Source organism: Granulicatella seriolae (assembly GCF_024543085.1).
GTDB classification, from domain to species: domain Bacteria; phylum Bacillota; class Bacilli; order Lactobacillales; family Aerococcaceae; genus Granulicatella; species Granulicatella seriolae.
The window spans coordinates 192,107-213,745 of the sequence record NZ_JANHNZ010000002.1; the positions used below are offsets into that span (position 1 = coordinate 192,107).

20 protein-coding genes, 1 pseudogene and 1 other annotated feature are annotated in these 21,639 nt (G+C 37.5%); of the genes and pseudogenes, 1 reads left to right on the forward strand and 20 read right to left on the reverse strand.

The genetic code is table 11. The annotated features are described in order from the left end of the window. Nucleotides 1-43: 43 nt before the first annotated feature. The 14 genes and pseudogenes from NPA36_RS03085 to NPA36_RS03150 form a co-directional block, all read right to left on the reverse strand. The gene (locus NPA36_RS03085; protein WP_256944640.1) at nucleotides 44-814 is read right to left on the reverse strand and encodes an ABC transporter ATP-binding protein; all 771 of its coding nucleotides are present in this window, start codon (nucleotides 812-814) and stop codon (nucleotides 44-46) included. Then, complete coding sequence (locus NPA36_RS03090; RefSeq protein ID WP_256944641.1) at nucleotides 811-1,713, reverse strand: ABC transporter permease; 903 nt, start codon at nucleotides 1,711-1,713, stop codon at nucleotides 811-813. The genes NPA36_RS03085 and NPA36_RS03090 overlap by 4 nt, the downstream gene beginning before the upstream one ends. Before the next feature lie 16 nt (nucleotides 1,714-1,729). After that, nucleotides 1,730-2,785 (reverse strand): tryptophan ABC transporter substrate-binding protein, encoded by a 1,056-nt coding sequence (gene trpX, locus NPA36_RS03095; RefSeq protein ID WP_256944642.1) that lies wholly within the window; start codon nucleotides 2,783-2,785, stop codon nucleotides 1,730-1,732. Between the two features lie 366 nt (nucleotides 2,786-3,151). Next, entirely contained in the window at nucleotides 3,152-4,252 is a 1,101-nt protein-coding gene (locus NPA36_RS03100; RefSeq protein WP_256944643.1) for an HlyD family efflux transporter periplasmic adaptor subunit, read from the reverse strand. Continuing rightward, nucleotides 4,249-5,550 (reverse strand): peptidase domain-containing ABC transporter, encoded by a 1,302-nt coding sequence (locus NPA36_RS03105; protein WP_256944644.1) that lies wholly within the window; start codon nucleotides 5,548-5,550, stop codon nucleotides 4,249-4,251. Before NPA36_RS03105 ends, NPA36_RS03100 begins: the two co-directional genes overlap by 4 nt. Nucleotides 5,551-5,787: 237 nt before the next feature. Then, nucleotides 5,788-7,020, reverse strand: a complete 1,233-nt coding sequence (mobV, locus tag NPA36_RS03110; protein WP_256944645.1) for a MobV family relaxase — start codon at nucleotides 7,018-7,020, stop codon at nucleotides 5,788-5,790. Between the two features lie 302 nt (nucleotides 7,021-7,322). Continuing rightward, nucleotides 7,323-8,081: a hypothetical protein gene (locus NPA36_RS03115; RefSeq protein ID WP_256944646.1), complete on the reverse strand. Its 759-nt coding sequence runs from the start codon at nucleotides 8,079-8,081 to the stop codon at nucleotides 7,323-7,325. A gap of 21 nt (nucleotides 8,082-8,102) precedes the next feature. After that, nucleotides 8,103-8,360: pseudogene (locus tag NPA36_RS03120) on the reverse strand (replication protein); the annotation flags it as partial. Continuing rightward, nucleotides 8,353-9,006, reverse strand: a complete 654-nt coding sequence (locus NPA36_RS03125; protein WP_328516868.1) for an Mbeg1-like protein — start codon at nucleotides 9,004-9,006, stop codon at nucleotides 8,353-8,355. The gene NPA36_RS03125 and the pseudogene NPA36_RS03120, both read right to left, overlap by 8 nt. A 4-nt stretch (nucleotides 9,007-9,010) precedes the next feature. Beyond that, entirely contained in the window at nucleotides 9,011-9,718 is a 708-nt protein-coding gene (locus NPA36_RS03130; protein ID WP_256944647.1) for a hypothetical protein, read from the reverse strand. Nucleotides 9,719-9,779: 61 nt separating this feature from the next. Next, nucleotides 9,780-10,181 carry an alpha/beta hydrolase family protein gene (locus tag NPA36_RS03135; protein WP_256944648.1) on the reverse strand — a complete coding sequence of 134 codons (402 nt, stop codon included), beginning with the start codon at nucleotides 10,179-10,181 and terminating at the stop codon, nucleotides 9,780-9,782. Nucleotides 10,182-10,185: 4 nt separating this feature from the next. After that, on the reverse strand, nucleotides 10,186-10,896 hold the full coding sequence (locus tag NPA36_RS03140; protein WP_256944649.1) for a hypothetical protein: 711 nt from the start codon (nucleotides 10,894-10,896) through the stop codon (nucleotides 10,186-10,188). A 346-nt stretch (nucleotides 10,897-11,242) separates the two neighbouring features. Then, nucleotides 11,243-11,938, reverse strand: a complete 696-nt coding sequence (locus NPA36_RS03145; protein WP_256944650.1) for a DNA alkylation repair protein — start codon at nucleotides 11,936-11,938, stop codon at nucleotides 11,243-11,245. Nucleotides 11,939-11,950: 12 nt separating this feature from the next. Then, nucleotides 11,951-12,229, reverse strand: coding sequence for a hypothetical protein (locus NPA36_RS03150; RefSeq protein WP_256944651.1), 279 nt, complete (start codon nucleotides 12,227-12,229; stop codon nucleotides 11,951-11,953). Between the two features lie 197 nt (nucleotides 12,230-12,426). Here NPA36_RS03150 and NPA36_RS03155 point away from each other — a divergent pair, with 197 nt between their 5' ends. Next, nucleotides 12,427-12,678, forward strand: coding sequence for a hypothetical protein (locus tag NPA36_RS03155; RefSeq protein ID WP_256944652.1), 252 nt, complete (start codon nucleotides 12,427-12,429; stop codon nucleotides 12,676-12,678). 391 nt (nucleotides 12,679-13,069) lie between these two features. On the opposite strand, the gene argS is transcribed toward NPA36_RS03155, so the two are convergent. From argS to arcA, 6 genes are all read right to left on the reverse strand, one after another. Beyond that, entirely contained in the window at nucleotides 13,070-14,761 is a 1,692-nt protein-coding gene (argS, locus tag NPA36_RS03160) for an arginine--tRNA ligase (RefSeq protein ID WP_256944653.1), read from the reverse strand. A gap of 77 nt (nucleotides 14,762-14,838) precedes the next feature. Next, nucleotides 14,839-15,058: a binding site (T-box leader), on the reverse strand. A gap of 70 nt (nucleotides 15,059-15,128) precedes the next feature. After that, on the reverse strand, nucleotides 15,129-16,079 hold the full coding sequence (gene arcC / locus NPA36_RS03165) for a carbamate kinase (RefSeq protein ID WP_256944654.1): 951 nt from the start codon (nucleotides 16,077-16,079) through the stop codon (nucleotides 15,129-15,131). Between the two features lie 40 nt (nucleotides 16,080-16,119). Beyond that, nucleotides 16,120-17,457, reverse strand: coding sequence for a dipeptidase (locus NPA36_RS03170; protein ID WP_256944655.1), 1,338 nt, complete (start codon nucleotides 17,455-17,457; stop codon nucleotides 16,120-16,122). A gap of 42 nt (nucleotides 17,458-17,499) precedes the next feature. Next, the gene (locus NPA36_RS03175) at nucleotides 17,500-18,999 is read right to left on the reverse strand and encodes a YfcC family protein (RefSeq protein WP_256944656.1); all 1,500 of its coding nucleotides are present in this window, start codon (nucleotides 18,997-18,999) and stop codon (nucleotides 17,500-17,502) included. A gap of 145 nt (nucleotides 19,000-19,144) precedes the next feature. Further along, nucleotides 19,145-20,158 (reverse strand): ornithine carbamoyltransferase, encoded by a 1,014-nt coding sequence (argF, locus tag NPA36_RS03180; protein WP_256944657.1) that lies wholly within the window; start codon nucleotides 20,156-20,158, stop codon nucleotides 19,145-19,147. 60 nt (nucleotides 20,159-20,218) lie between these two features. Next, a complete protein-coding gene (gene arcA / locus NPA36_RS03185; protein ID WP_256944658.1) occupies nucleotides 20,219-21,451 on the reverse strand; it encodes an arginine deiminase in 1,233 nt (410 codons plus the stop codon). Between the last annotated feature and the right edge of the window lie 188 nt (nucleotides 21,452-21,639).

Here is a 21,639-nt window from a genome sequence, read left to right on the forward strand (position 1 = left end):
AAAAACACAACTCGAAATCAAGTTGTGTTTTTTTTATTAATGCTTATTGATATTCTAAGGCGTTCATCTCATCAAACAATTGGTGAACTGTCATGTCTTGCTTGGCTTCTCCTTGATAGTCAGCTACAATCTGCCCTTGGTGCATAACAATCATGCGGTTTCCGTATTGGAGAGCATCTTGGAGGTTATGAGTAATCATAAAGGTTGTTAGATGGTGCTGCTCAATGGTTTCTTGGCTTAATTTCATGATTTTCATCTGAGTTTTTGGATCTAGGGCCGCAGTATGTTCATCCAAAAGCAAGAGCTTAGGTTCAATCATTGTTGCCATCAGTAAGGCAATGGCTTGCCGCTGCCCACCTGATAAAAGACCCATCTCCGCATCTAAACGACCTTCCAAGTCTAAATCTAGTTTTGCTAAGAGTTCTTGGAACTGCTGACGCTCGGCCAAACTTGATCCTTGTTTTAGACCACGAAACTTGCCTCGTCTAAAAGCCAGTGACATATTTTCGGCAACCGTCATTCTTGGTGCGGTTCCTTGGAGTGGATTTTGGAAAACACGACTGATGAATTTTGCTCGTTTGTGCTCTGGTAGGTTGGTCATATTGGTTTCTTGCATGATTATCTGACCCTTGTCTACTGGCAGAGAACCCGCCAAGGCATTCAGTAGCGTTGATTTTCCGGCACCATTTCCACCTACAATGGTAATAAAGTCTCCCTTTTCAATGGTTAGATTAATACCTCTTAGCGCCTTATGTTCTCGGTTGGTGTTGGGAAAGAAGGTTTTTTCAAGATCTTTTATCGTAATATACGTCATAGAGATCGCCCCCCTCTTACTTGTCTTTTACTGATGCGATCCAACCAAGATTTAGCTTGTGGAATGGTTAGACAAGCTGCGATTAAGATGGCAGATAAGAGCTTAAAGTCGTTGGTTTGAATAAAGGGAATTTGTAGAACCAACATTAATAACAACCGGTAAATAATGGACCCAAATATGATACAGATGAGTCGAAGGAAAAAGGAAACATCTCCAAAAATAACTTCCCCAATGATGATAGCAGCAAGAGCGATAACGATGGTGCCTAGACCACTATTAACATCCGCATAGCCATTATTTTGAGATAGAATAGCACCAGTTAGCGCCACTAAGCTGTTGGACAAGATTAGCCCAAAAACAGTCATAGACTTGGTTGAAATCCCCAATGAAGCTGCCATTAAAGGATTGTCTCCTGTAGCAATCAAAGCTTGACCAATCTCTGTTGAGAAAAATACATACATGAGTAGAATAATTAAAGCAACGATAAAAATTCCCATAAAAATAATATCAAAATATGGTGGCAAATGAAGCCCATTCAAACCATCAAAGATTGTTGCTTTGTCAGCTAGATTAAGGTTAGGTCTGCCCATAATGCGCAAGTTGATGGATAAAAGACCCGTCATGGTTAAAATGCCTGCAAGTAGACTAGGGATCTTACAGACTGTAATCAACAAGCCCGTTACTAACCCTGCCAATCCTCCCGTGATGAGTGCTGCTAGTGTTGCTACTAAGGGATGAACCCCTTGTTGAATCAACATGACACAAGTTGCAGCTCCTAATGGATATGTTCCCTCTGTGGTCATATCCGCAATATTTAATACCCTAAAACTAATAAAAATTCCTAGCGATAGAATCCCCCAAAGAATCCCTTGAGAAATGGACGAAACAATTAGGTCCATAATGACCCTCCTTCTTCTATTGGTTAGCAGCCGGCCCAACTAATTGGGCTTTTGATTTAATCGTATCTGGAATAACCAAGCCTAACTGATCTGCCTTAGCTTGGTTTAGATAAATAACACCAGCATTGGCAATAACAATCGGTGTATCAGCTGGATTAGCCCCCTTGGAAATGGCAATGACCATTTTGGCAGCCTCAACACCGATTTGGTATTGGTCAACTCCTAATCCTAGGACACCTCCATCAGCCACCATGGTATCCGCAGATGGAAAAACAGGGACCTTAGCCTGATCTGTGACTTTGACAACTGTCGACATAGCTGAAGCGATAGTGTTGTCAATTGGAATAAAGATGGCTTGCACTTGGCTAGCCAAACTCTCACTGACCTGTTGGATGTCATTGGTATTGGCGATGGTTGCTATTTTGACTTCTAAGCCTAGTTCTTTGGCGAAGGCTTGAGCTTCTTCCGCTTGCTTAACCGAATTATCCTCACTAGAGGTATAGAGAATTCCAATAGTAGAAAGGTTAGGCACAATTTCTTTCATCAACTCTAGCTGTTGCTTGATTGGCGTACGGTCGCTAACCCCCGTAATGTTGTTTCCAGGTTTTGCTTCGCTAGAGATAAGTCCCGCTTCAACCGGATAGGTAATCCCAGCCATAACAATTGGGATATCCTTGGTGACATTAGCAAGGGATAAGGTAGCCGGTGTGGTGATGGCAACAATGATATCGCTCTTATCCGACACCAACTTGTTGCTCATGGTCGCCAAGTTACTCTGGTCGCCCTGTGCATTTTGCAAATCCAAGGTCAAATTCTCCCCATCTTTAAAGCCTTCCTTATCCAACTCATCCTGCAAGCCCTGATAGATAGCATCTAGAGCCGGATGAGATAGGAGCTGCAAAACACCTAACTTGAGCGACTTTTCTTGGCTCGCCCCCTGAGAAATGGAGCTCTCAGAAGATGGCGTTTGCTCAGAATCAGGCTTACTCTGCTGCGAAGATCGAATAAAGGCATAAGCCAGTAATGCTGTAATCAATAGACCAAAACCAATAACTAATCGTTTATTTTTCATGTAAAAATCCCCTTTAATATGTTTTTGGCGAACGAACTCAATAAAATGAAAAAAGACCCCTTTTATAAAGTGGTCTCTTGTAAAATAGATACAAAAAAACCACGTAGCTTGCGTGTCTACGTGGTTGAGTTCGTTCAAAAGTGGTCACCACATAGATACAATTTTACACGAATCGTAAAGGTTGCATCTATGTACTAAAAAAGTAGCAAAAGAACAACCTGTATCTAGTGGCTTTGCCAGCGCGTATTCAATTGTGCTTGAATTTGCTTACCATACAGTGTCATTAGTCTCGGCTCCTTTTCTTAGTTTTATTGTCACTATTATTACAGTTTGGTTGCAGCTTGTCAATGCTTTATTAGAAGTTTTTCATTTTTCTTTAAAACCAGTTGAAAAAGGCTTTGTAATAGGCTCTAAGAAATAATCTAGCACTGTTCTTTCACCTAATTTAAGTTCGGCGACACCTGACATACCTGGGCCCAATTGTGGGAATTTTTCTAAACTACTAGGATCTAGTATTGCTTTGAATTTATATACTACCTCCCCTTTTTCAGTAAGAATAGCAGCTGGACTAATATAATCCAATCTAGCAACTATAGTTCCATAATCTTGATAAGAATAGGCCTGTAGCTTAACCTCAACCGGCATATCTTTAATGATAGATCCCCTATCCTTATCAGAAAGATACCCTTCAAAGACTAAATCTTTTGAAAATGGAACAATAGTTGCAACAATGTCATCAACGCCCACAGCTTGTCCATACGGAGATTCTATGATTGATTGTACAGTTCCTTCAATTGGAGCATGTAGTGTAAGCGCCTCTTGATGACTATATTGATTAGTTAAACGTGCAAGTATCTGACTCATCTGCCCATCTAATTCAGCTATTTTTGAATGGCGAATCATTTTGTATTGTGCTAAAACCAAACTGCTATTTCCGATCTGACTTTGCTTTCGATAGTAGTCGTTTTCAGCTAGAATTGCATTGACAAAGGGCTGCTCCATTTCACTATAATTCTCAATTGCTATAGCTGTTGCAATATCCATATCTAAAGTTTGATATACTTCTTTTTGAATTTTCATGATGTGTAAGCTTGTTTCAAGTTCTTTTATTTCAAATTCCAACTGCTTGTCAACCAACTTTGCTAACACTTGCCCTGTTTTTACTTGTTGTCCTTCTGATGTTGAAACCATCACTAATTGACCAGGATATAAAGGCTTTACTTGCGCAATCCCCTCATGTGATACAACCATTCCTTGACCTGATACAATGACATCCACCTTTGAAAATGATGCCCAAGCTATGAAACAAAAAATCAAGGATACTAGCAATCCTATGATAACCTTTGAAGATTTGTTTGGAGGGCGTTCAATAATCTCCATGTATTGGGGCATAAAATCCAAAATCAATTTGTCATTGTCTTTTCTTTCAATCTTTTTAAAAAAATCAATGAATTTATTAGTTTTCATATGCTCACCAACCTATTCTGTTGATGGTAGAAGGATGCGCATAGACCGTCTGCTCTAAGTAATTCTTCATGACTTCCTTGTTCAAGAATACTACCTTGATCCAAGACCATTATTTTTTGAGCATCACGCAAGGTAGAAAGTCTATGTGCGATAATCATTACGGTACGCCCTTTACAGATTTCTTTCAAGTTCTCTTGAATAATGCTTTCCGACTCATAATCTAAGGCGGAAGTCGCCTCGTCAAATAGTAGAATTTTAGGATTTGGCAGAATTGCTCTTGCAATGGCGATCCGTTGTTTTTGACCACCTGATAAGCCTAGCCCCTTTTCTCCAATAATCGTATCATAGCCATTAGGCAATTGCAGAATAAAGTCATGGGCTCCCGCAATTTTGGCAGCAGCCATAATCTCCTCCATGCTAGCGTAGTCGCCTCGAATGGCAATATTTTCTCTAACACTTCCGGTAAACATAAAGTTTTCTTGCAGTACCACACCAATTTGTCTGCGTAACTGGTCAGCATTCATCAAAGAAACATCCATACCATCTATGCTAACCTTCCCTCTTTCAGGTATATAGAGCTTTTGAATCAGTTTTGCAACGGTGCTCTTGCCCGAACCACTTCTCCCGACCAAACCGACAACTGTTCCCGCTTCAATTGAAAAAGACAAATCTTTCACCGCTTCAGAAGCATCCAGCCTATATCTAAAATGAACCTTATCAAAATTAATTTTCCCTTTTAGTTCAGGTAGTTGTAACTTTTGACCCATTTCATCTTTGATTTCTACTGGGCTATTGAAGATGTCACCGATTTTTTCAACGGATAGATTAGCTTGTTGATATTCTTGCCAAAGTTGAACCAATCGTAAAACAGGTCCACTAATTCGAGAAGATAACATTCTAAAGGCAACCAGTTGCCCTATTGAAAACTGCCCTTCTAATACAAGCTTAGCTCCAAAATACAGTAAAGTCAGATCAAAGATTTTTTGAATAAATTGAGCTACTCCCGATGAACTTGAGGATAGTAGATTTATCTTGTAGCTAGAGGTGACATAGTTTGCTTGAAGCTGTCCCCACCTATCTTGAATTTTATTTTCTAGTGCGTAGGATTTTATTGTTTGAACACCTTGAATAGACTCTACCAAGTAAGAACTAACTTCTGAACCAGTTCTAAACTTTTCATTAAGTCGATGCCGAAACAATGGTGTGACTATCATAGACAATACTACATACAAAGGAATGGATGCCAGAACTAACACTGTTAAAAAAGAGTTGTAATAAAAAAGCACTGCTATATACATAGGGAAATTCTTTCCCCTTAAAATCCCCTAGAGCCTCTTTCACACCGAATGGAGACCAGAACAAAATAGACGGTTGTTTTCAGTCAGTTATCGGCTCATACAATCTAACACGTCCGTTCCGCTACCAGTCGCCTTACAGGCTCCATTCTCGCTTCTCTACCGTGTTTTTACGATTGTGCCGACAACTAACCGAAAACAACCTAAATCATCTTAAAACTCATTATTTTGAGCTTTAAATTATCTTCTTGGTCCACGACTTCTTTTTTTAACTTGTTCTATAAAACGTTGTAGCATTTCTTGAACCATCTCAATCGCTCGCTCAAGTCGTGTAGGCTCAATTCTAGACTCTCTAGCGTCTTCCAAAGTTTCTTTCCATGACTGTGCTTGTTTTTTATTACTAGGCTTCTCTCCGCTTTCAATATCACGTAACAGCATACGAGCGCTAATCTCTTTATTACTAATATCAGTTATCTTAAAATCATTTTTTAAAATATCTGCATAAATAATTTTTTTGTCTATTTCTTTATCTAGGCTTTTCTTCAAATCATCTATTTGATCTTCTTGATTATTTATCTCTTGATTTAGTTTATTTATTTTATTTTCTAATTCTGTCTTGTTGTCATATAAATGATTATACGCTTCTTTAAATTCTTCTTTTTTATCATATAATTTTGTATATTTTTTTCTCAATTTAACATTTTCTAATCCCATTTTTGATAAACTTTGAAAATCATCAACAGATAACTCAATTCGTTTATTAATAATTCCTTTTTCATGCTTTCTTTTATCTATTTCAGATAAATTAACTAACGGTTCTTTAGCAACTGTTATTCCATCTAACTCTTTATTTAATCCTCGTTTTTGCCTTTCCACTTCTTTTTTTAGTTGCTGCACTTCTTTATATTCGTGAATATCTTCAATGTTCTTTTCTTTCTTCCCTGCACCACGTTCTACTTCAAAATCTCTTTCTTGTAAAAACTTAGGCAGTTCATCATGAATATAATTTATTTTTGCTTTGTTCATCGAAATGCGAGCTTGTAATTTTCCGTTTTCTTTATTGACTGGAACAAAATGTAAATGCATATGAGGAGCGGTTTCGTCTTTATGTATTTTTGCACTGACGACATTTTCTTTTCCAAACTCTTCAGAAAAAAATTCATAGCACGCTTTAAAATAATCATCTGTTTTTTCTTCTCCCCAAATTTTCGCTTGTTCAACTGAAACGGTTAAAATATTTGAGTACATAACAACAGAATTTTTTTGAACTCGTGAACCAGATTCTTTTAACGCAGCTACTCTATTTTTTACTTGGTTATATAAATTTTCATCTGAATCAACTAAGTCATAATTATGTTTTGTTTTCTCTAGATCAATATCTTCATTTGATATTTTTCCTTTTCTTTCTTGTTCCATTTCCTTGCCTTTGACATCACTCATTTGATTCTTTTGAGCATTCCAAGCTAACTCCATTTTCAGCACCTCGGTCTCTTTTTTGATACTCGCATTTTATGAGAGTATAGCACGTTATACTCTTGTACCAAGAGAACGTGCTCTGCCGAGGGCTTTTCTCCTGCAAGCAGTCGAGCTAAAACGTACGGAATAAATCGCCTTTAGGCAATTTATGATCCTTACTTTTTTTAGCCTTACAGCAATGTAATTTTTTCAAATTTACATTCGCTGCTTTTATTTTTTCGGCGGTGGCTAAATTGCCAATTTCCGAAAAAATAAAAAAGAATAAAAAAGGTAATCGCCTTTTGACGATTACCAAATAATTAATATCCTATAACTTCAGTTTCTATTTCAAAAATAAGAGCTTCTGATATTTTTGAAATATCTAATATATAAACAATATTCAATCTAGGATTAAACACTCCAATTTTATTAATCGAATTAAATTCATCATGAATAGAATGAGTTCCCATTAAATAATAAATCATTAATTGTAAAGTATGGGCAGTTGTAATATTTGATTTCGAAACTTTAAAATCCCAAAGTGTATCTTCAGTTAAAAAATCACCATCTCCTGAATCAATCAAACCTGTATAACCACCTTCAAAAGTAAATCCATCACTTATAATAGGACCATATTCAGAAAAGAATTTAATAGAACGTTCAACCATTATCCTAATATTATTTATAGTATTTTTATCAGGAATAATATATTCTACAGGCTTGTATCCCATTTTTCCAGCCCTAAAAACAACATCATACCCAACAAGTTTACAAGCAGAAATAATTGAATTTTCATCTAATCCTAAAATATTTTCCGCTAATTTTTCAGCTTTTCTCAATTCATCAACACTTAATAATGAAGCTCCTCGCAATGATATTTCAAATGCTTCAGCAACTGTTGAACCATTAATAAATCTAGACAAATAATCAACTGCTAACCCCATTAAAGAAGCATGAATATTTTCCTCTTTATCAAGTTCTTCAGAGTTAATCATTTCTATTTTTTGAAAATTTTTAGGCGGAATATAACCTCCTCTTGGTTGCTTAATTTGTTTAATCCTTTGAGTAACAGATACCATACAAAAACCTACTTTCACATTTTATTTTATTTCTCCAGTTTCTTTATCAACATTGTATCTACCATATTTTCTTTCTTGATAAACAGCATCAAAATATAATCTAATCAATCCTGTGTGAGAACGTAATACAGAATTTATAATTTTCATACTCGGTAAATTATATTTGGAACCATGTTCTTTTATAAATCTTCTTAGCTCACGCATATTAGCTAAGTCATGTTCATCGATCATATCGCAAACTTCATTTAACATATCGTCTTTATCTTCAACATCAAGAGTACCCTAATCCTACTTCTGAACCTACATTTAAGATGTCATCTTTAGACCGTATTCTAACCATGTCACCTGTATAATTGTTTATCTTATTTTCAACAACTAGAAGTTTCTGGATATCCTTTGTATGAATATGTGCTAAATACGGTTGTCTTGAAGCATTGTATAGATTCATACCTCCTTTAACTAGTTCAGTTGTGCCCAAATACAAAGGCGCAGAGTTATAGACTACGCCATTTGGAATGTTGTATTCTATGGCAACCATCTGGGCGTAGTTGCCACCTAGCGAGTGTCCGGTTACTGTGGTAATACGATCGCCGTAGCGGTTTTTGACTTCTTCGTAAAAATCAAAGGCTGATTGATAGTGACCTCCTGCTCCTGCAAAGATATCTACCACGTCTGTTCGGATGTCGTTCCATGCGTCATTCGTTGTATTGGTTCCTGCGTAGCCTATTATGATTTCCTTGGTTGTGGTGTCTTCGAAGGCTACTCCCGTCATACCTGTTTCGACATTGTGGCTGCTGTGTAGGTAGCGCAGGGATGGGTGTATATTATATTCACGTTTAATTTCTTCTTCTTCAGTCCATCCCCCTTCAATCAACAATTTTTCAATCTTATAACTACTGTCCATTACGTAACTTGTTATTTCCATCTTTTTACCACCCTTCTATTCTTTCTAACAACATTGCTTTCTCTCCTCTTATACCTAAACTAATGCTTGAATAATATTGATCTTTTCTAAGACTACTTTGTTGTCCTTGAAGCAACAATCTTACTTTATCGATTTCCTTTTCATTAACATTAAAATACTGGTTGATATAGTCATCATTTATTGAATAAGTCAGCATGGTGTCTCTTGAGACTGGACTCTCAAACTTCGAGTCAAAAGGTAAGGTAGCCAACTTTTCTTGATTAAGTGTAAAATGTAAGAATAAAAACTCTAAATCATTCACCTTTTTCTTCAGTTCTTCATCGGCAGTAATTTCTACTCGATTATTAACAATATTTGTGATTTCGTAAGTGGATATACTAATCGTTTCTAAAGGTTCTATCTTCTCAATCTCTAGCTCTACAGTTCCGCTAAACGTTCGATTAATGGAGTCCCCCTCAATTCTAACATTATACACATGGACTATATCGCCGTGATACTCGTAATAATAGTCATCTATCTTGAACCCATTAGGAAACTTATCATACAGGTCTTCAAAATTTTTCGTTGGGTAGATGTCTCCTAGCTTGTCGAATCTGTCTTCTAGGTCTTTTCTACTTGGGAGTGGCAGTTGTGAAATGGCTGTACAGGCCGTGGATATTAGTAACAGCACTATCCCTAGGAGGAATACTTGACTTGTTTTTTTCATCTTCATTTTCATCATCCTTTTTAGTTTTATGTATTGGTTTCTTTGGAAAGGTAAACTGCTTGCCTTGTTATGCACCACTCCGTTTGGGCGTATAGTTGCCACCTAGCGAGTGTCCGGTTACGGTGGTGATGCGATCGCCGTAGCTGTTTTTGACTTCTTCGTAAAAGTCAAAGGCTGATTGATAGTGACCTCCTGCTCCTGCAAAGATGTCCACCACGTCTGTTCGGATGTCGTTCCATGCGTCATTCGTTGTATTGGTTCCTGCGTAGCCTATTATGATTTCCTTGGTTACGGTGTCCTCGAAGGCTACTCCCGTCATACCTGTTTCGACATTGTGGCTGCTGTGTAGGTAGCGCAGGAATGGGTGTATATCAAATTCAAATTTTATTTGATCTTCTGTCCTTATCCCTTCAATCAATAGATCTTCAATCTTGTAACTACTATTCATAACAAAACTTGTCTTTTCCATCTTTTTACCACCCTTCTATTCTTTCAATCAACAGCGCTCTTCCCCTTTTTATATCTAAACTAACGCTCGAATAATATTCATTTTTTCTAAGGCTACTTTGTTGCCCTTGAAGCAATAATCTTACTTTATTTTCAGCTTCTTCTTCACTAACATTAAAATACTGATTTATATACTCATCATCTATCGTGTAATAAAGCATAGTATCTCTTGAGGCTGGACTCTCGAACCTTGAATCAAAGGGTAGGGTAGCCAGTTTTTCTCGATTGAGTGTAAAATGTAAGAATAAAAACTCTAAATCATTCACCTTTTTCTTCAGTTCTTCATCGGCAGTGATTTCTACTCGGTTATTAACTATTGTATTAATTTCATACGTAGATATACTAATGGTTTCCAATGGGTCTGACGTTTCAATTTCCAATTCTACGATTCCACTATATGTGCGATTAACAGAATCACCGTTAATTTTCACTTTATATACATGAACTATATTCCCATGAAACTCAAAAAAGTAGTGATTTATCTTGAACCCATTAGGAAACTTATCATATAGGTCTTCAAAATTTTTCGTTGGGTAGATGTCTCCTAGCTTGTCGAATCTGTCTTCTAGGTCTTTTCTACTTGGGAGTGGTAGTTGGGAAATGGCCGTACAAGCCGTGGATATTAGTAACAGCACTATCCCTAGGAATACTACTTGAAATGTTTTTTTCGTTTTCATTTTCATCATCCTTTTTAGTTTTATGTTCGGCTATTTTACGTAACTATATTCAATGTCTCCCATTATTTGTAAGTAAACACCTTACATAAATAGCTATAAAAATTATAAACTATTTCTAATTGTGTCATTTTATAGACATATTTTTGATTAATCAGTATTATAATTCTATATTTTTCCTATTTTATCACAATACTATCATAAAACTATATTTTTGTGAAGTTTTTTTCATACAAGTTCAGTAAATTCTATTAAACTTCATTGTAAAATGGTATACAAAAAAACCATGCCCTTTTGCATGGTTTTTACTAAATTTGTACTAAATTTAAATCATACTATTTTTATAGCCTTATGATTGTTTCCTTGCTCGTGCTTCCTTATTCTTCCGTGCAACCGTAATCCACTCTGGTGCAAATGGTGATGTACAGCCCGGTGGTACTGGGATACCTTTTAAGACATTCAACTCATGTCCCAAAGCAATGCAAGCTTCTGTCCACTCATCATAAGTAACCCCTATTTCCACCAAGGCACGATTCATGGTCCACTGAACTAGTTCTGGTGCCGTTTGTAATTCTCTTTTAATTCTTGCAAAGATGGCTTCCAAGTCAGCTTGGCTAGCTTTCTTCGACACAATATATCGAACTTCCAAGCCCCACCCCAGTCGCTGCATGAGTTCTGAGTCACTGGCTAAAAACTCTTCTTTCCAAGACTGAGCATCGTCTCTTTTGGAGATAACCTTGCTAATCAACTCATCCAACACCGTCAAAGATTGCGTCGTTGCTACCAGATTTCTTACATCATCTTCACTCAATTTGTTTGGCTCCATCATCATGATAGCCAAGAGTTGTGCATCTAAATTTTTGCTTGCCCAAAGTTCTAAGGCTAAATCTGTTTTTTTTGCATGTTCCTTACCAAGCTTTCGCAAAGGCCCCATCATTACACCGAAAAATGGCTCCGGTTCATTATTTTTTTGATAGTGCTTTATTCGTGACGGATTCGATAGGTCTTCTAATTCTTGTAGAATGGTTTGTGCTTCTTGATTCATTTATAGTCTCCTTTAGAAAAATACTCTAAAAAACGAAAAAAGTGCCAATATGATACTTGTCAGCAATATCCACAGTGAAGATTGACGTTTTGTTTTACTGTAGCGTGTGTACTCGGCCAGGGCTAGAAACGATAACGAAATACCCAGACCTAAGAAATAATAGGTATTTGGTATATCCACTTTGAAAAAGGTTCTTAAAATCCATATAATAATTAGGACACTACCACTAATTAGATAGGCTAGGTCAAATTTCGAGATGTTTGGTGTAGCAGGTTTATTTTCTTCTGGCATGATGTTCTCCTCATTTTCATTTCATTTTTATTATTGCAAAAGCACTTTTTTTGCTGCTTGGTTTCATTTTATAGACTAAATGGGCTTACTGCAACTGTAATGATTTTGGAAAGCTATTTTATAGTGGTTATCATTTGTAATACTAGAAAATAAGCGTTATCATTAAGATGTTAAATAATCTCTAGGAGGAATTTATTATGTCAGATTTCACAAAAAAGATTGACGAAATGAAAGACCAAGTAGTTGATAAAGCAAAAGAAGTTGGAGAAGACGTTTCTAAGAAGGCTTCTGAAGTTAAGGATGACCTAGAAAAGAAAGCTGAACACGCTAAAGATGAAGCTGCTAAGTTTGCTGATGAAGCTGGAAAAAAAGCAGAAGAATTCAAAGATGATGTTAGCAAAAAAACTAGTGACTTTGTCGAAGACGTTAAAGATAAGTTTAAAATATAGATTGAATTAAAAGTAAAATAGCACCTGTAACCCTACACAGAACATTCTGTGTGTGACTTACAGGTGCTATTTTAATGGTTTAAAGTATCTACATTTAGAATCTGTATAGTGATTAACTGCTCTAACAGTCGTCCTCACACCTTGGTAATTAGGTTCTGACTCCTAGCTGCTTGGAAATTAGATAAATTCTCTACAGCCTCTACAAGGCTTCCGTAGAATTTCCTAAATTTCTTGCGCAGCTGTCCAGTCGTCCTCACACCTTGGTTTTAATTAGGTTCTGACTCCTAGCTGCTTGGAAATTAGATAAATTCTCTACAGCCTTTGCAAGGCTTCCGTAGAATTTCCTAAATTTCTTGCGCAGCTACCCAGTCGTCCTCACACCTTGGTTTTTTTACATTTCGTCTGGGGATTCTACTCCTAGAATTGCTAGGCCTTGTTTTAAGATGTTGGCTGTTGCGGATACTAGGGCTAATCTTGCATTCTTTTCTGCATCATCGTTTAGGATTCTGCTATTTGCGTAGTATTTATTGAAGGCTTGTGCCAATGTGATAACGTATTTAGCGATAACAGATGGTTCGAATTTGTTTTCAGCAAACTTAACCACGTTAGGGTAGTTTTCAATTAGTTTTAAGACTTCCCATGCATAGTCATCTGACAAGCCTAATTCTGCACCCACTTGGATTTCTTGGTCAGCTTTGCGTAACAAGCTCATCGCACGTGCACGTGTGTATTGTACGTATGGCCCTGTTTCTCCTTCGAATTGTACAACTTCTTCTAGAGTGAAGTCGAAGTTATTTAAACGGTCATTTTTAAGGTCATGGAAGACAACTGCTCCAACCCCTACTTGACGAGCGACTTCTTCTTTGTTTGGTAAGTCTGGATTTTTCGCTTCGATTTGTTGGTAGGCTAAGTCGATGGCTTCGTTTAGAACACCTTCTAATAAGACAACTTTCCCTTTACGTGTGGATAATTTTTTACCACCAAGAGTAATCAAACCGAATGGGACATGAACCATATCTTCTTGCCATTCCAAGCCCATTTCATTCAAGACTGCTTTTAACTGTTTGAAGTGGTTAGATTGCTCATTACCAACGACATAGACTGATTTTGCAAAGTCAAATGTTTTCTTACGGTAAGCAGCTGTAGCTAGGTCACGCGTAATGTATAGGGTTGCTCCATCTGATTTTTTGATTAGTGCAGGTGGTAGGTCATATTTGTCCAAATGAACTAGGGTTGCGCCATTATCTACGGTTGCAATCTTGTCATTTTCTAGTTGTTCAATGATGACATCCATCTTGTCGTTATAGAAAGATTCTCCGTGGTAATAGTCAAAGGTCACACCTAGTAAATCATAGATACGGTTGAATTCAGCAAGAGACTCTTCAACAAACCATTCCCATAAGCGTTGTGCTTCTTCATCCCCATCTTCTAGTTTTTTGAACCAAGCACGACCTTGTTCCTCTAACTCTGGGTTTGTCTCTGCTTCTTCATGGAACTGAACATATAAACGTAAGAGTTCATCAATTGGATTAGCAACAACAGCTGCTTCATCGCCCCATAATTTGTAAGCTACAATCAGTTTACCAAACTGAGTTCCCCAGTCACCTAAATGGTTAACTTTGATTGGTTTATAGCCAACCTTCGCTTCTAAGTTTGCAATGGCATTTCCGATAACTGTTGAGCGTAGGTGTCCCATTGACATTGGTTTGGCAATGTTAGGGGATGACATGTCAACCGGAACATTTCTTCCGTGTCCATAGTCCCAATCACCAAAGTGGTCCCCTTTTTCTAAAACTTCTTTTAGAACATGGTCATAAAAATTAGGACGTGCTAAGAAAACATTCGCATATGGTCCAACTGCAACTGCCTTATCAATAGCTGGGTCGGAAATGTTTTCTACAATTTCAGTCGCAATCGCTTGAGGTGCTTTTCTTAACACTTTTGCTAAAGAAAAGGCTGGAAATGCAATGTCTCCATGCTCTGAATATTTTGGTGTTTCTAAAAGATTATAAACTTCTTCATACGAAAGGTGCTCTCCAACTGTTTTCAAAATCTGTTCTGCCACTATTTTTTTGTAATCCATCTACTTCATTCCTCCATTGTTATATTCTGTTCTTTCAGTCCAATAAAAAAGTCCCTATTAATAGATAAATATCTATTAATAGAGACGAGAATTCCCGTGGTACCACTCTGCTTGTTTGCCCAGAATCTACTAAGCAAACCACTTTACTTACTGTAACGGGTAAGTACCGAACAATCCTACTTGATTCAGACTGTTTTCTAATGAAGTGCGCTTCCTCATCTAGTGATTTGTTGGCTCTCACCGCCCCAACTCGCTTTAAAATGTCTAGATAAGTACTCTCTTCATATCGAAGGTTATTTGATTTGTAACTGATAGTGAGACCAATGTTATCACATGTTGCCTCACTTGTCTAGCCTAAATGTAAAGCTTAGTCAGCTACAACTTGTGTTCCGCCATCTCCTGATAAAACACTAGCAATATTTTCTAGAGAAGTGATAATCGCCTTACCTTCTGGATAAGCTTCAATAAAGGCAATAGCTGCTTCTACTTTTGGTAGCATACTTCCAGGTGCAAATTGGTTCTCAGCAATGTATTGTTTCAACTGAGATGGTGTTACTTTTTCTAATTTTTCTTGATTTGGTTGGTTATAGTTAACAAAGACATTTTCCACACCGGTTAAAATGATGAACACGTCTGCTTCAATCAACTCAGAAAGTGTTTGGCTTGCGAAGTCTTTGTCGATAACTGCTTCTACTCCAGTAAGTAGCTTAGTCGTTGGGTCTTCCACAACTGGAATACCGCCTCCACCAGCAGTAATGACAACAACACCTGCATCGATCAATGATTTGATAACATTCACTTCTTTAATGCCGACTGGTTTTGGTGATGGCACTACTTTACGATAGCCGCGTCCTGCGTCTTCTTTAAAGGTAGCTCCTGTTTCTGTAGCTTGTGCATCTGCTTCTTCCTTGCTTAGGAATGGCCCAATTGGTTTGGTTGGGTTAGCAAAAGCTGGATCATCTTTAGAAACAATCACTTGTGTTACCAAAGCACCGACATCTTTCTTGATGCCTTTTCTTTCCAATTCATTGACTAGGGCATTTTGTAACCAGTAGCCAATACTTCCTTCTGTCATAGCTACACAGGTATCTAATGGCATAGCTGGATTTTTTTCAGAATCAGCAGCACTTTGTTGCAAGAGTAAGTTCCCAACTTGTGGTCCGTTACCATGTGTAACAACCAACTCATCTCCATTTTCAATGAATTGTACTAAATACTTAGCCGTTTGGTTCAATGCTTCTTGTTGTGCTTTAGCTGAAGCATCTGTTGATAAGATCGCATTTCCTCCTAAGGCAATTACGATTTTTCTTTTTGTCATTGCGTCCACTCCTTCTATATCATTCAGTTTATAAACTTATTTATTTCTGACCTGCTAGTCGAGCAATAGCTTCTGCATAGATGTCCATGGCACCAAAAATATCTTTCAAGGCCATCCGTTCATTTTCCATGTGTTCGGTCATTGGCGAATCCTGGAAAACAGCACCGTAAGCTACACAGTTATCCATAGTCCTAGCAAATGTTGCACCACCAGAAGATACTGCTGGGCTCATATCACCCGTTTTTTCTTGGTAAACGCTCATTAGCGTGTTCACTAGATAGCTATCTAAAGGAACATATAGTGGCGCTAGGTAGTCAAATTCTTCATAGGTCAAGCCATACTCTTTGGCTTTTTCAATTAATTCTTCTAATAAGCGGTCCATGTCGGCTAAGACTGGGATACGCATATCGATTCTAATCTCAGATGCATTAGAAGAAATAGTCACTCCAGCTACATTCATGGTTAAGCTTCCTGACGGACCATCTTGAATAGCTCCAAAGATAGTTCCACCTGTTGCATCTTCACCAATCTCATCGACTAGGAAGTTTAACACAGGGTGTTCTACTAATTCAGATAACCCATAGGCCAAACGAATGATAGCATTTACCCCATCTAGGGCATCTTTTGAATGTTTAGAAGACCCAATGACTGTAATAGAATCTTCCTTCAATTCATAGTCAAAACCTAATCCATCAAGTTGCAAGGCTAATTCTGGAATTAATTTTCCTGAATAGGTTGCTTTTCCTGGTACGACATTGAAGGCTTCACCAACTTCTAACTCAAGGACATCACTTGGAGCGCCATGCAATTTGATTTGTAAGAGGCCTTTTTCAGCATAGGTCAAAGGAAAGGCTGAGTCAGGGGCAAAGCCCATGGTAGCTTTTTCTTCGATCTCGTTATAGCGATTCATGCATCTCCAAAGAGTTTCTTCGTCGGTTCCAAAAATAAATCGGATTCGTTTGTCAAAGGTAACTCCTGCATCCATTAAGGCTTTTACTGCAAAGAGGGCCGCCATAGTCGGGCCTTTGTCATCTTGCGTGCCACGTCCATGAATATAGTCACCCATCACTTGCGCTTCAAATGGTGGTGTATCCCATTTTTTCAGATCTCCTGCTGGCACCACGTCAAGATGACAGAGGATAGCAAGTAGTTCTTCGCCTTCACCTACTTGGGCATAACCATAATATCCTTTGGGATCGATGTAGGTTGAGAAACCAAGTGACTGGCAGAGGTCTAGGGTGTCTTCTAAAACATCTTGAATAGCTTGACCAAAAGGAGTTCCGTTTTCGTCTTCTTTCAATACTGATGGAAAGCTAACGACTCGTTTAATGGCCTCAATACATTGATCTTTATGGGTTTGTTTAATATATTCTTGCACTAATTCCACTCCTTCTGGTCAGTTCTATTTTACTTATAAGGTTTATACAAAGAATGTTGCGAGAACTAAGATAGCAATACTTGCTACGAATACTACTGCGATTAATTTAGCAATATATTTCCACCATACAGTTAATTCAATTCTACCTAAAGCTAACGCTCCCATAACAATACCGGAAGTTGGTGTAATTAAGTTTAGAATTCCTGAAGCTGCTTGGAAGGCTGTGATGATTAAGTGAGCAGGAACTTTGGCAAATTCCCCTAAAGGAGCCATGATTCCCATTGTTGCTCCAGCTAATCCTGAAGTTGAAGGAATTAGGAAGGACATTGGTAGATAGAAGAGATAAGTTAATACAATAAAGACTTGTGATGAAAGATTTGAAAGTCCTTGTTCACCCCAGTGTAGGATAGTAGCAGTAATCATACCATCGTTCATAACTACTTGAATACCACGAGCTACTGCACAGATTAGAGCAACCCCTAGCAATTCTCCAGCACCAGAAATAAAGACTTGAATAAAACGTTCTTCTTTCATACGATATAACATACCGATAACGATAGCCATAATGATAAAGAGCATAGTGATTTCTTGGAAGTACCACATACCCAATACTTCTGGATGCCCAATTAATTGACCAATAAATGGAATTCCAGCAACGAATGCATTCAATGATTCAAAGAAAGTAAAGTTAGGGTTTAGGTCTGTCCAAGGAATTAAACTGATAACCATAATAATAAAAGTGAGAGCAAACAACCATAAAACTGTTTTTTGTCTACCGGATAGAGAATCAGTTGTTTTCTCAACATGGAAATGCGACAAATCAGCATCTCTTGTATGGTATGAATAGGACTTAGTTGGATCTTTTTCTATTTTACTAGCATAGCGATAAACAAAGACTACAGAAATAGCATACATAACAATAAAGAAGATAACCCGCCAAAGAATGCCATCTCCGATACTAATACCGGCTGCTTGTGACGCAACCCCTGTAGCAAATGGGTTTACCGTTGATGCCAAACAACCGATTTGTGAACCAATTAAGATGATGGATACTGCGGTAATAGTGTCAAAACCTACCCCAATCATCACAGGAATTAACAATGGGTAGAAGGCCATTGTTTCTTCTCCCATCCCATAAGTTGTTCCACCTAAGGCAAATAGTAACATAAGAATTGGAATTAAGCGTTTTTCACGCCCCTTGTTATTTTTGATAACGGATGCAATCCCAACATCAAGAGCTCCTGTTTCGGTAACAACTCCCAAGAATCCCCCAACCATAATAATGAAGAAGGAAACTTCAATTGCTCCGCTAGTCAGCTTTGTTCCCAGCATCCCTCGAACCGGCGCCATGAAGATTTCATATAAGCCTTGCGGATTAGGATCTACTTGAGAATAGGTTCCTGCGATTAAGTTACCAGCCTCGTTGGTTTCATATTGTCCTGCCGGAATAAACCAGGTCAAAAGTGCCATAAGTGCAATGATAATGAATAATACTGTAAACGATGACGGCATCTTAAACTGTTTCTTGACTTTTTCAGCCATTTTCTTTACCTCCAATTTTTTTAGACTAGACCTTCAAAAAAAGAAAGTCATCCTCGTTCTGATTCAAGGATCAAAACCAGAATGACTTTTAAAAACAAGTTAGATTGATATTGATTTTTTTACTTTTTCTTGGAGTAACAAGATATTATACTTTTGGTACGTATAGATTTCCAGCAGTCAAGGCCATAATAGCTTTGATTGAGTGTTTGCGGTTTTCTGCTTGTTCAAATTGACGTGCGTGTTTGCTACGGAATGCTTCGTCAGTGATTTCCATTTCTTTGATGCCGAATTCTTCAAAGATTTTCTTGCCATATTCTGTTTCAATGTCATGGAAGGCTGGTAAGCAGTGAAGAATAATTAGATCATCATTGTGAGCTTTTGCCACTAATTCCATATTGATTTGATATGGTTGTAGTAAGTTAACGCGTTCTTCGAATTTGTCTTCTTCACCCATAGATACCCAAACGTCTGTATAAAGAATATCTGCGCCTTCAACAGCTTCTTCTGCATTGTCCGTCACTAATAGTTTAGCGCCACTTTCTTTTGCATAGCCTTCTGCTAATTCTAGAATTTCTGCTTCAGGAAACAATTCTTTTGGTGAGAAGATACGTACGTTAACACCTAAGATAGCACCAGTCACTAAGAGGCTGTTCGCTACGTTGTTACGGCCGTCTCCACAGTAAACTAAGGTAAGTCCTTCTAGTTTGCCAAAGTTTTCTTTAACAGTTAAGAAGTCAGCAATCATTTGTGTTGGGTGCCATTCATCTGTTAGACCATTCCATACTGGAACGCCAGCGTATTTTGCTAAGTCTTCAACAACTTCTTGGCTGAATCCACGGAATTCGATACCGTCAAACATACTACCTAATACAATCGCTGTATCTTCTACAGATTCTTTTTTACCTAATTGAATGTCGTTTTTACCTAGGTATTCTGGGTGTGCACCTAATTCAATGGCTGCAGTTGTAAATGCTGCACGAGTACGAGTAGATGTTTTTTCAAATAGCAAAGCAATGTTTTTGCCATCCATAAATTTGTGTGGGATACCGCGTTTTTTAAGGTCTTTAACATGTGCTGAAAAATCAATTAAATACTCTAATTCTGCTTTTGTAAAATCGATTTCTTTTAAGAAACTTCTGCCTTGGAATACTTGTGTCATATTGTTCTCCCTTTCTTAGATAACATATTTTTAGTTTTTATTGCCTTATTGCTTTAGATATTATAAATCTTCACGAACTAGTGGCATTGACATACATCTTGGGCCACCACGACCTCTTACCAATTCACTTCCACGAATTTTGTGGAGTTTGATTCCTGCTTCTTCTAACTTCTTATTAGTCACAGTGTTACGATCATAAACCACAACTTCACCTGGTGCAATTGTTAAGGTGTTTGAACCATCGTTCCATTGTTCTCTTGCTGCAGCAACGATATTACCGCCACCACATCTAATTAGAGATACAGAAGGTACACCTAAGTTTGAAGCAAGAATACTTTCTAAAGTGCCTGTTTCTTGTTGAATGACTAATTTGCCATCTTCACCTGGTGTTACTGAGAAGACTCTTAAGTCCCCTTCAATTTCTGGGTGAATAGTAAATTTGTCATAGTCAATCATAGTAAATACAGTGTCTAAGTGCATGAATTTACGATTGTTAGCAATTTCGAAAGCCAATACTTTCTTAAAGCCTAAGTGTTTTTCGAAAACGTTTTTCATTAATTTTTCGATAGAAGCCGCATCGGTTCTTTGGGAAATCCCTACAGCTAACACATCTTTAGAGAGAACTAATTCATCCCCACCCTCGATACGAGTGCTGTCTGAACGATCATAAACCATTGGAATGTCAGCATCTTTGTATTCTGGGTGATGGGTAAAGATATATTTACCATAAAGAGTTTCTCTATTTCTAGTGTCAGAGTACATTCTGTTTAATGACACTCCGTTCCCCATTGTTGCAAATGGATCTCTTGTAAAGTACAAGTTAGGCATTGGGTCAATCGCAAATGGGTAGTCTGATTCAACTAGATCTGTTAATCCTTTGTTTTCAATTTCAGGGATTTCAACTTTTTGGAATCCTGCCATTGTTTTTTCAATTAACTCTTTTGGATCTTCAATAGCTAACAAAATTTTTCTGATAGCTTCTTTGGTTTGGGTACCACGAATATCTGCTTCATTTAAATACTCATCAATGAACGCTTCACGAATTTCTTGGCTAGTTAATGATTCTGCTGCTAAGTCTTCTAAGTAGACTACTTCAACGCCATTGTCACGCAATACTTGAGCAAATCCATCATGCTCTTTTTGTGCTTCTTCTAAATAAGGAATATCATCGAATAAGAGCCTTTCTAGGTAATCTGGCATTAGGTTTTCTAATTCTTTTCCTGGTCTGTGTAATAAAACTTTCTTCAATCTTCCAATTTCTGAAAATACATGAATTGGGTGTCTCTCTGACATTTCATTCACCATCCTATAGTTTTTGTCTTGCTAAATAATCTGGAAGCGATACAAGAATATTGACGTCTCATATTCTTGTATGCGTTTTCCTTATGTCTATAGTATATCGGATTAAAAAATCAATTTCAGCGAATCGCTTACATTTAAACTGAGAAATTCATCACATTTTTACTGTATTTTTGAATTTC

What these genes read in the sequence shown, in the direction of transcription:
- NPA36_RS03085 (WP_256944640.1), bottom strand. Translation starts at nt 814, where the DNA reads ATGACGTATATTACGATAAAAGATCTTGAAAAAACCTTCTTTCCCAAC.
- NPA36_RS03090 (WP_256944641.1), bottom strand. Translation starts at nt 1,713, where the DNA reads ATGGACCTAATTGTTTCGTCCATTTCTCAAGGGATTCTTTGGGGGATT.
- trpX (WP_256944642.1), bottom strand. Translation starts at nt 2,785, where the DNA reads ATGAAAAATAAACGATTAGTTATTGGTTTTGGTCTATTGATTACAGCA.
- NPA36_RS03100 (WP_256944643.1), bottom strand. Translation starts at nt 4,252, where the DNA reads ATGAAAACTAATAAATTCATTGATTTTTTTAAAAAGATTGAAAGAAAA.
- NPA36_RS03105 (WP_256944644.1), bottom strand. Translation starts at nt 5,550, where the DNA reads ATGTATATAGCAGTGCTTTTTTATTACAACTCTTTTTTAACAGTGTTA.
- mobV (WP_256944645.1), bottom strand. Translation starts at nt 7,020, where the DNA reads ATGGAGTTAGCTTGGAATGCTCAAAAGAATCAAATGAGTGATGTCAAA.
- NPA36_RS03115 (WP_256944646.1), bottom strand. Translation starts at nt 8,081, where the DNA reads ATGGTATCTGTTACTCAAAGGATTAAACAAATTAAGCAACCAAGAGGA.
- NPA36_RS03125 (WP_328516868.1), bottom strand. Translation starts at nt 9,006, where the DNA reads ATGGAAATAACAAGTTACGTAATGGACAGTAGTTATAAGATTGAAAAA.
- NPA36_RS03130 (WP_256944647.1), bottom strand. Translation starts at nt 9,718, where the DNA reads ATGAAGATGAAAAAAACAAGTCAAGTATTCCTCCTAGGGATAGTGCTG.
- NPA36_RS03135 (WP_256944648.1), bottom strand. Translation starts at nt 10,181, where the DNA reads ATGGAAAAGACAAGTTTTGTTATGAATAGTAGTTACAAGATTGAAGAT.
- NPA36_RS03140 (WP_256944649.1), bottom strand. Translation starts at nt 10,896, where the DNA reads ATGAAAACGAAAAAAACATTTCAAGTAGTATTCCTAGGGATAGTGCTG.
- NPA36_RS03145 (WP_256944650.1), bottom strand. Translation starts at nt 11,938, where the DNA reads ATGAATCAAGAAGCACAAACCATTCTACAAGAATTAGAAGACCTATCG.
- NPA36_RS03150 (WP_256944651.1), bottom strand. Translation starts at nt 12,229, where the DNA reads ATGCCAGAAGAAAATAAACCTGCTACACCAAACATCTCGAAATTTGAC.
- NPA36_RS03155 (WP_256944652.1), top strand. Translation starts at nt 12,427, where the DNA reads ATGTCAGATTTCACAAAAAAGATTGACGAAATGAAAGACCAAGTAGTT.
- argS (WP_256944653.1), bottom strand. Translation starts at nt 14,761, where the DNA reads ATGGATTACAAAAAAATAGTGGCAGAACAGATTTTGAAAACAGTTGGA.
- arcC (WP_256944654.1), bottom strand. Translation starts at nt 16,079, where the DNA reads ATGACAAAAAGAAAAATCGTAATTGCCTTAGGAGGAAATGCGATCTTA.
- NPA36_RS03175 (WP_256944656.1), bottom strand. Translation starts at nt 18,999, where the DNA reads ATGGCTGAAAAAGTCAAGAAACAGTTTAAGATGCCGTCATCGTTTACA.
- argF (WP_256944657.1), bottom strand. Translation starts at nt 20,158, where the DNA reads ATGACACAAGTATTCCAAGGCAGAAGTTTCTTAAAAGAAATCGATTTT.
- arcA (WP_256944658.1), bottom strand. Translation starts at nt 21,451, where the DNA reads ATGTCAGAGAGACACCCAATTCATGTATTTTCAGAAATTGGAAGATTG.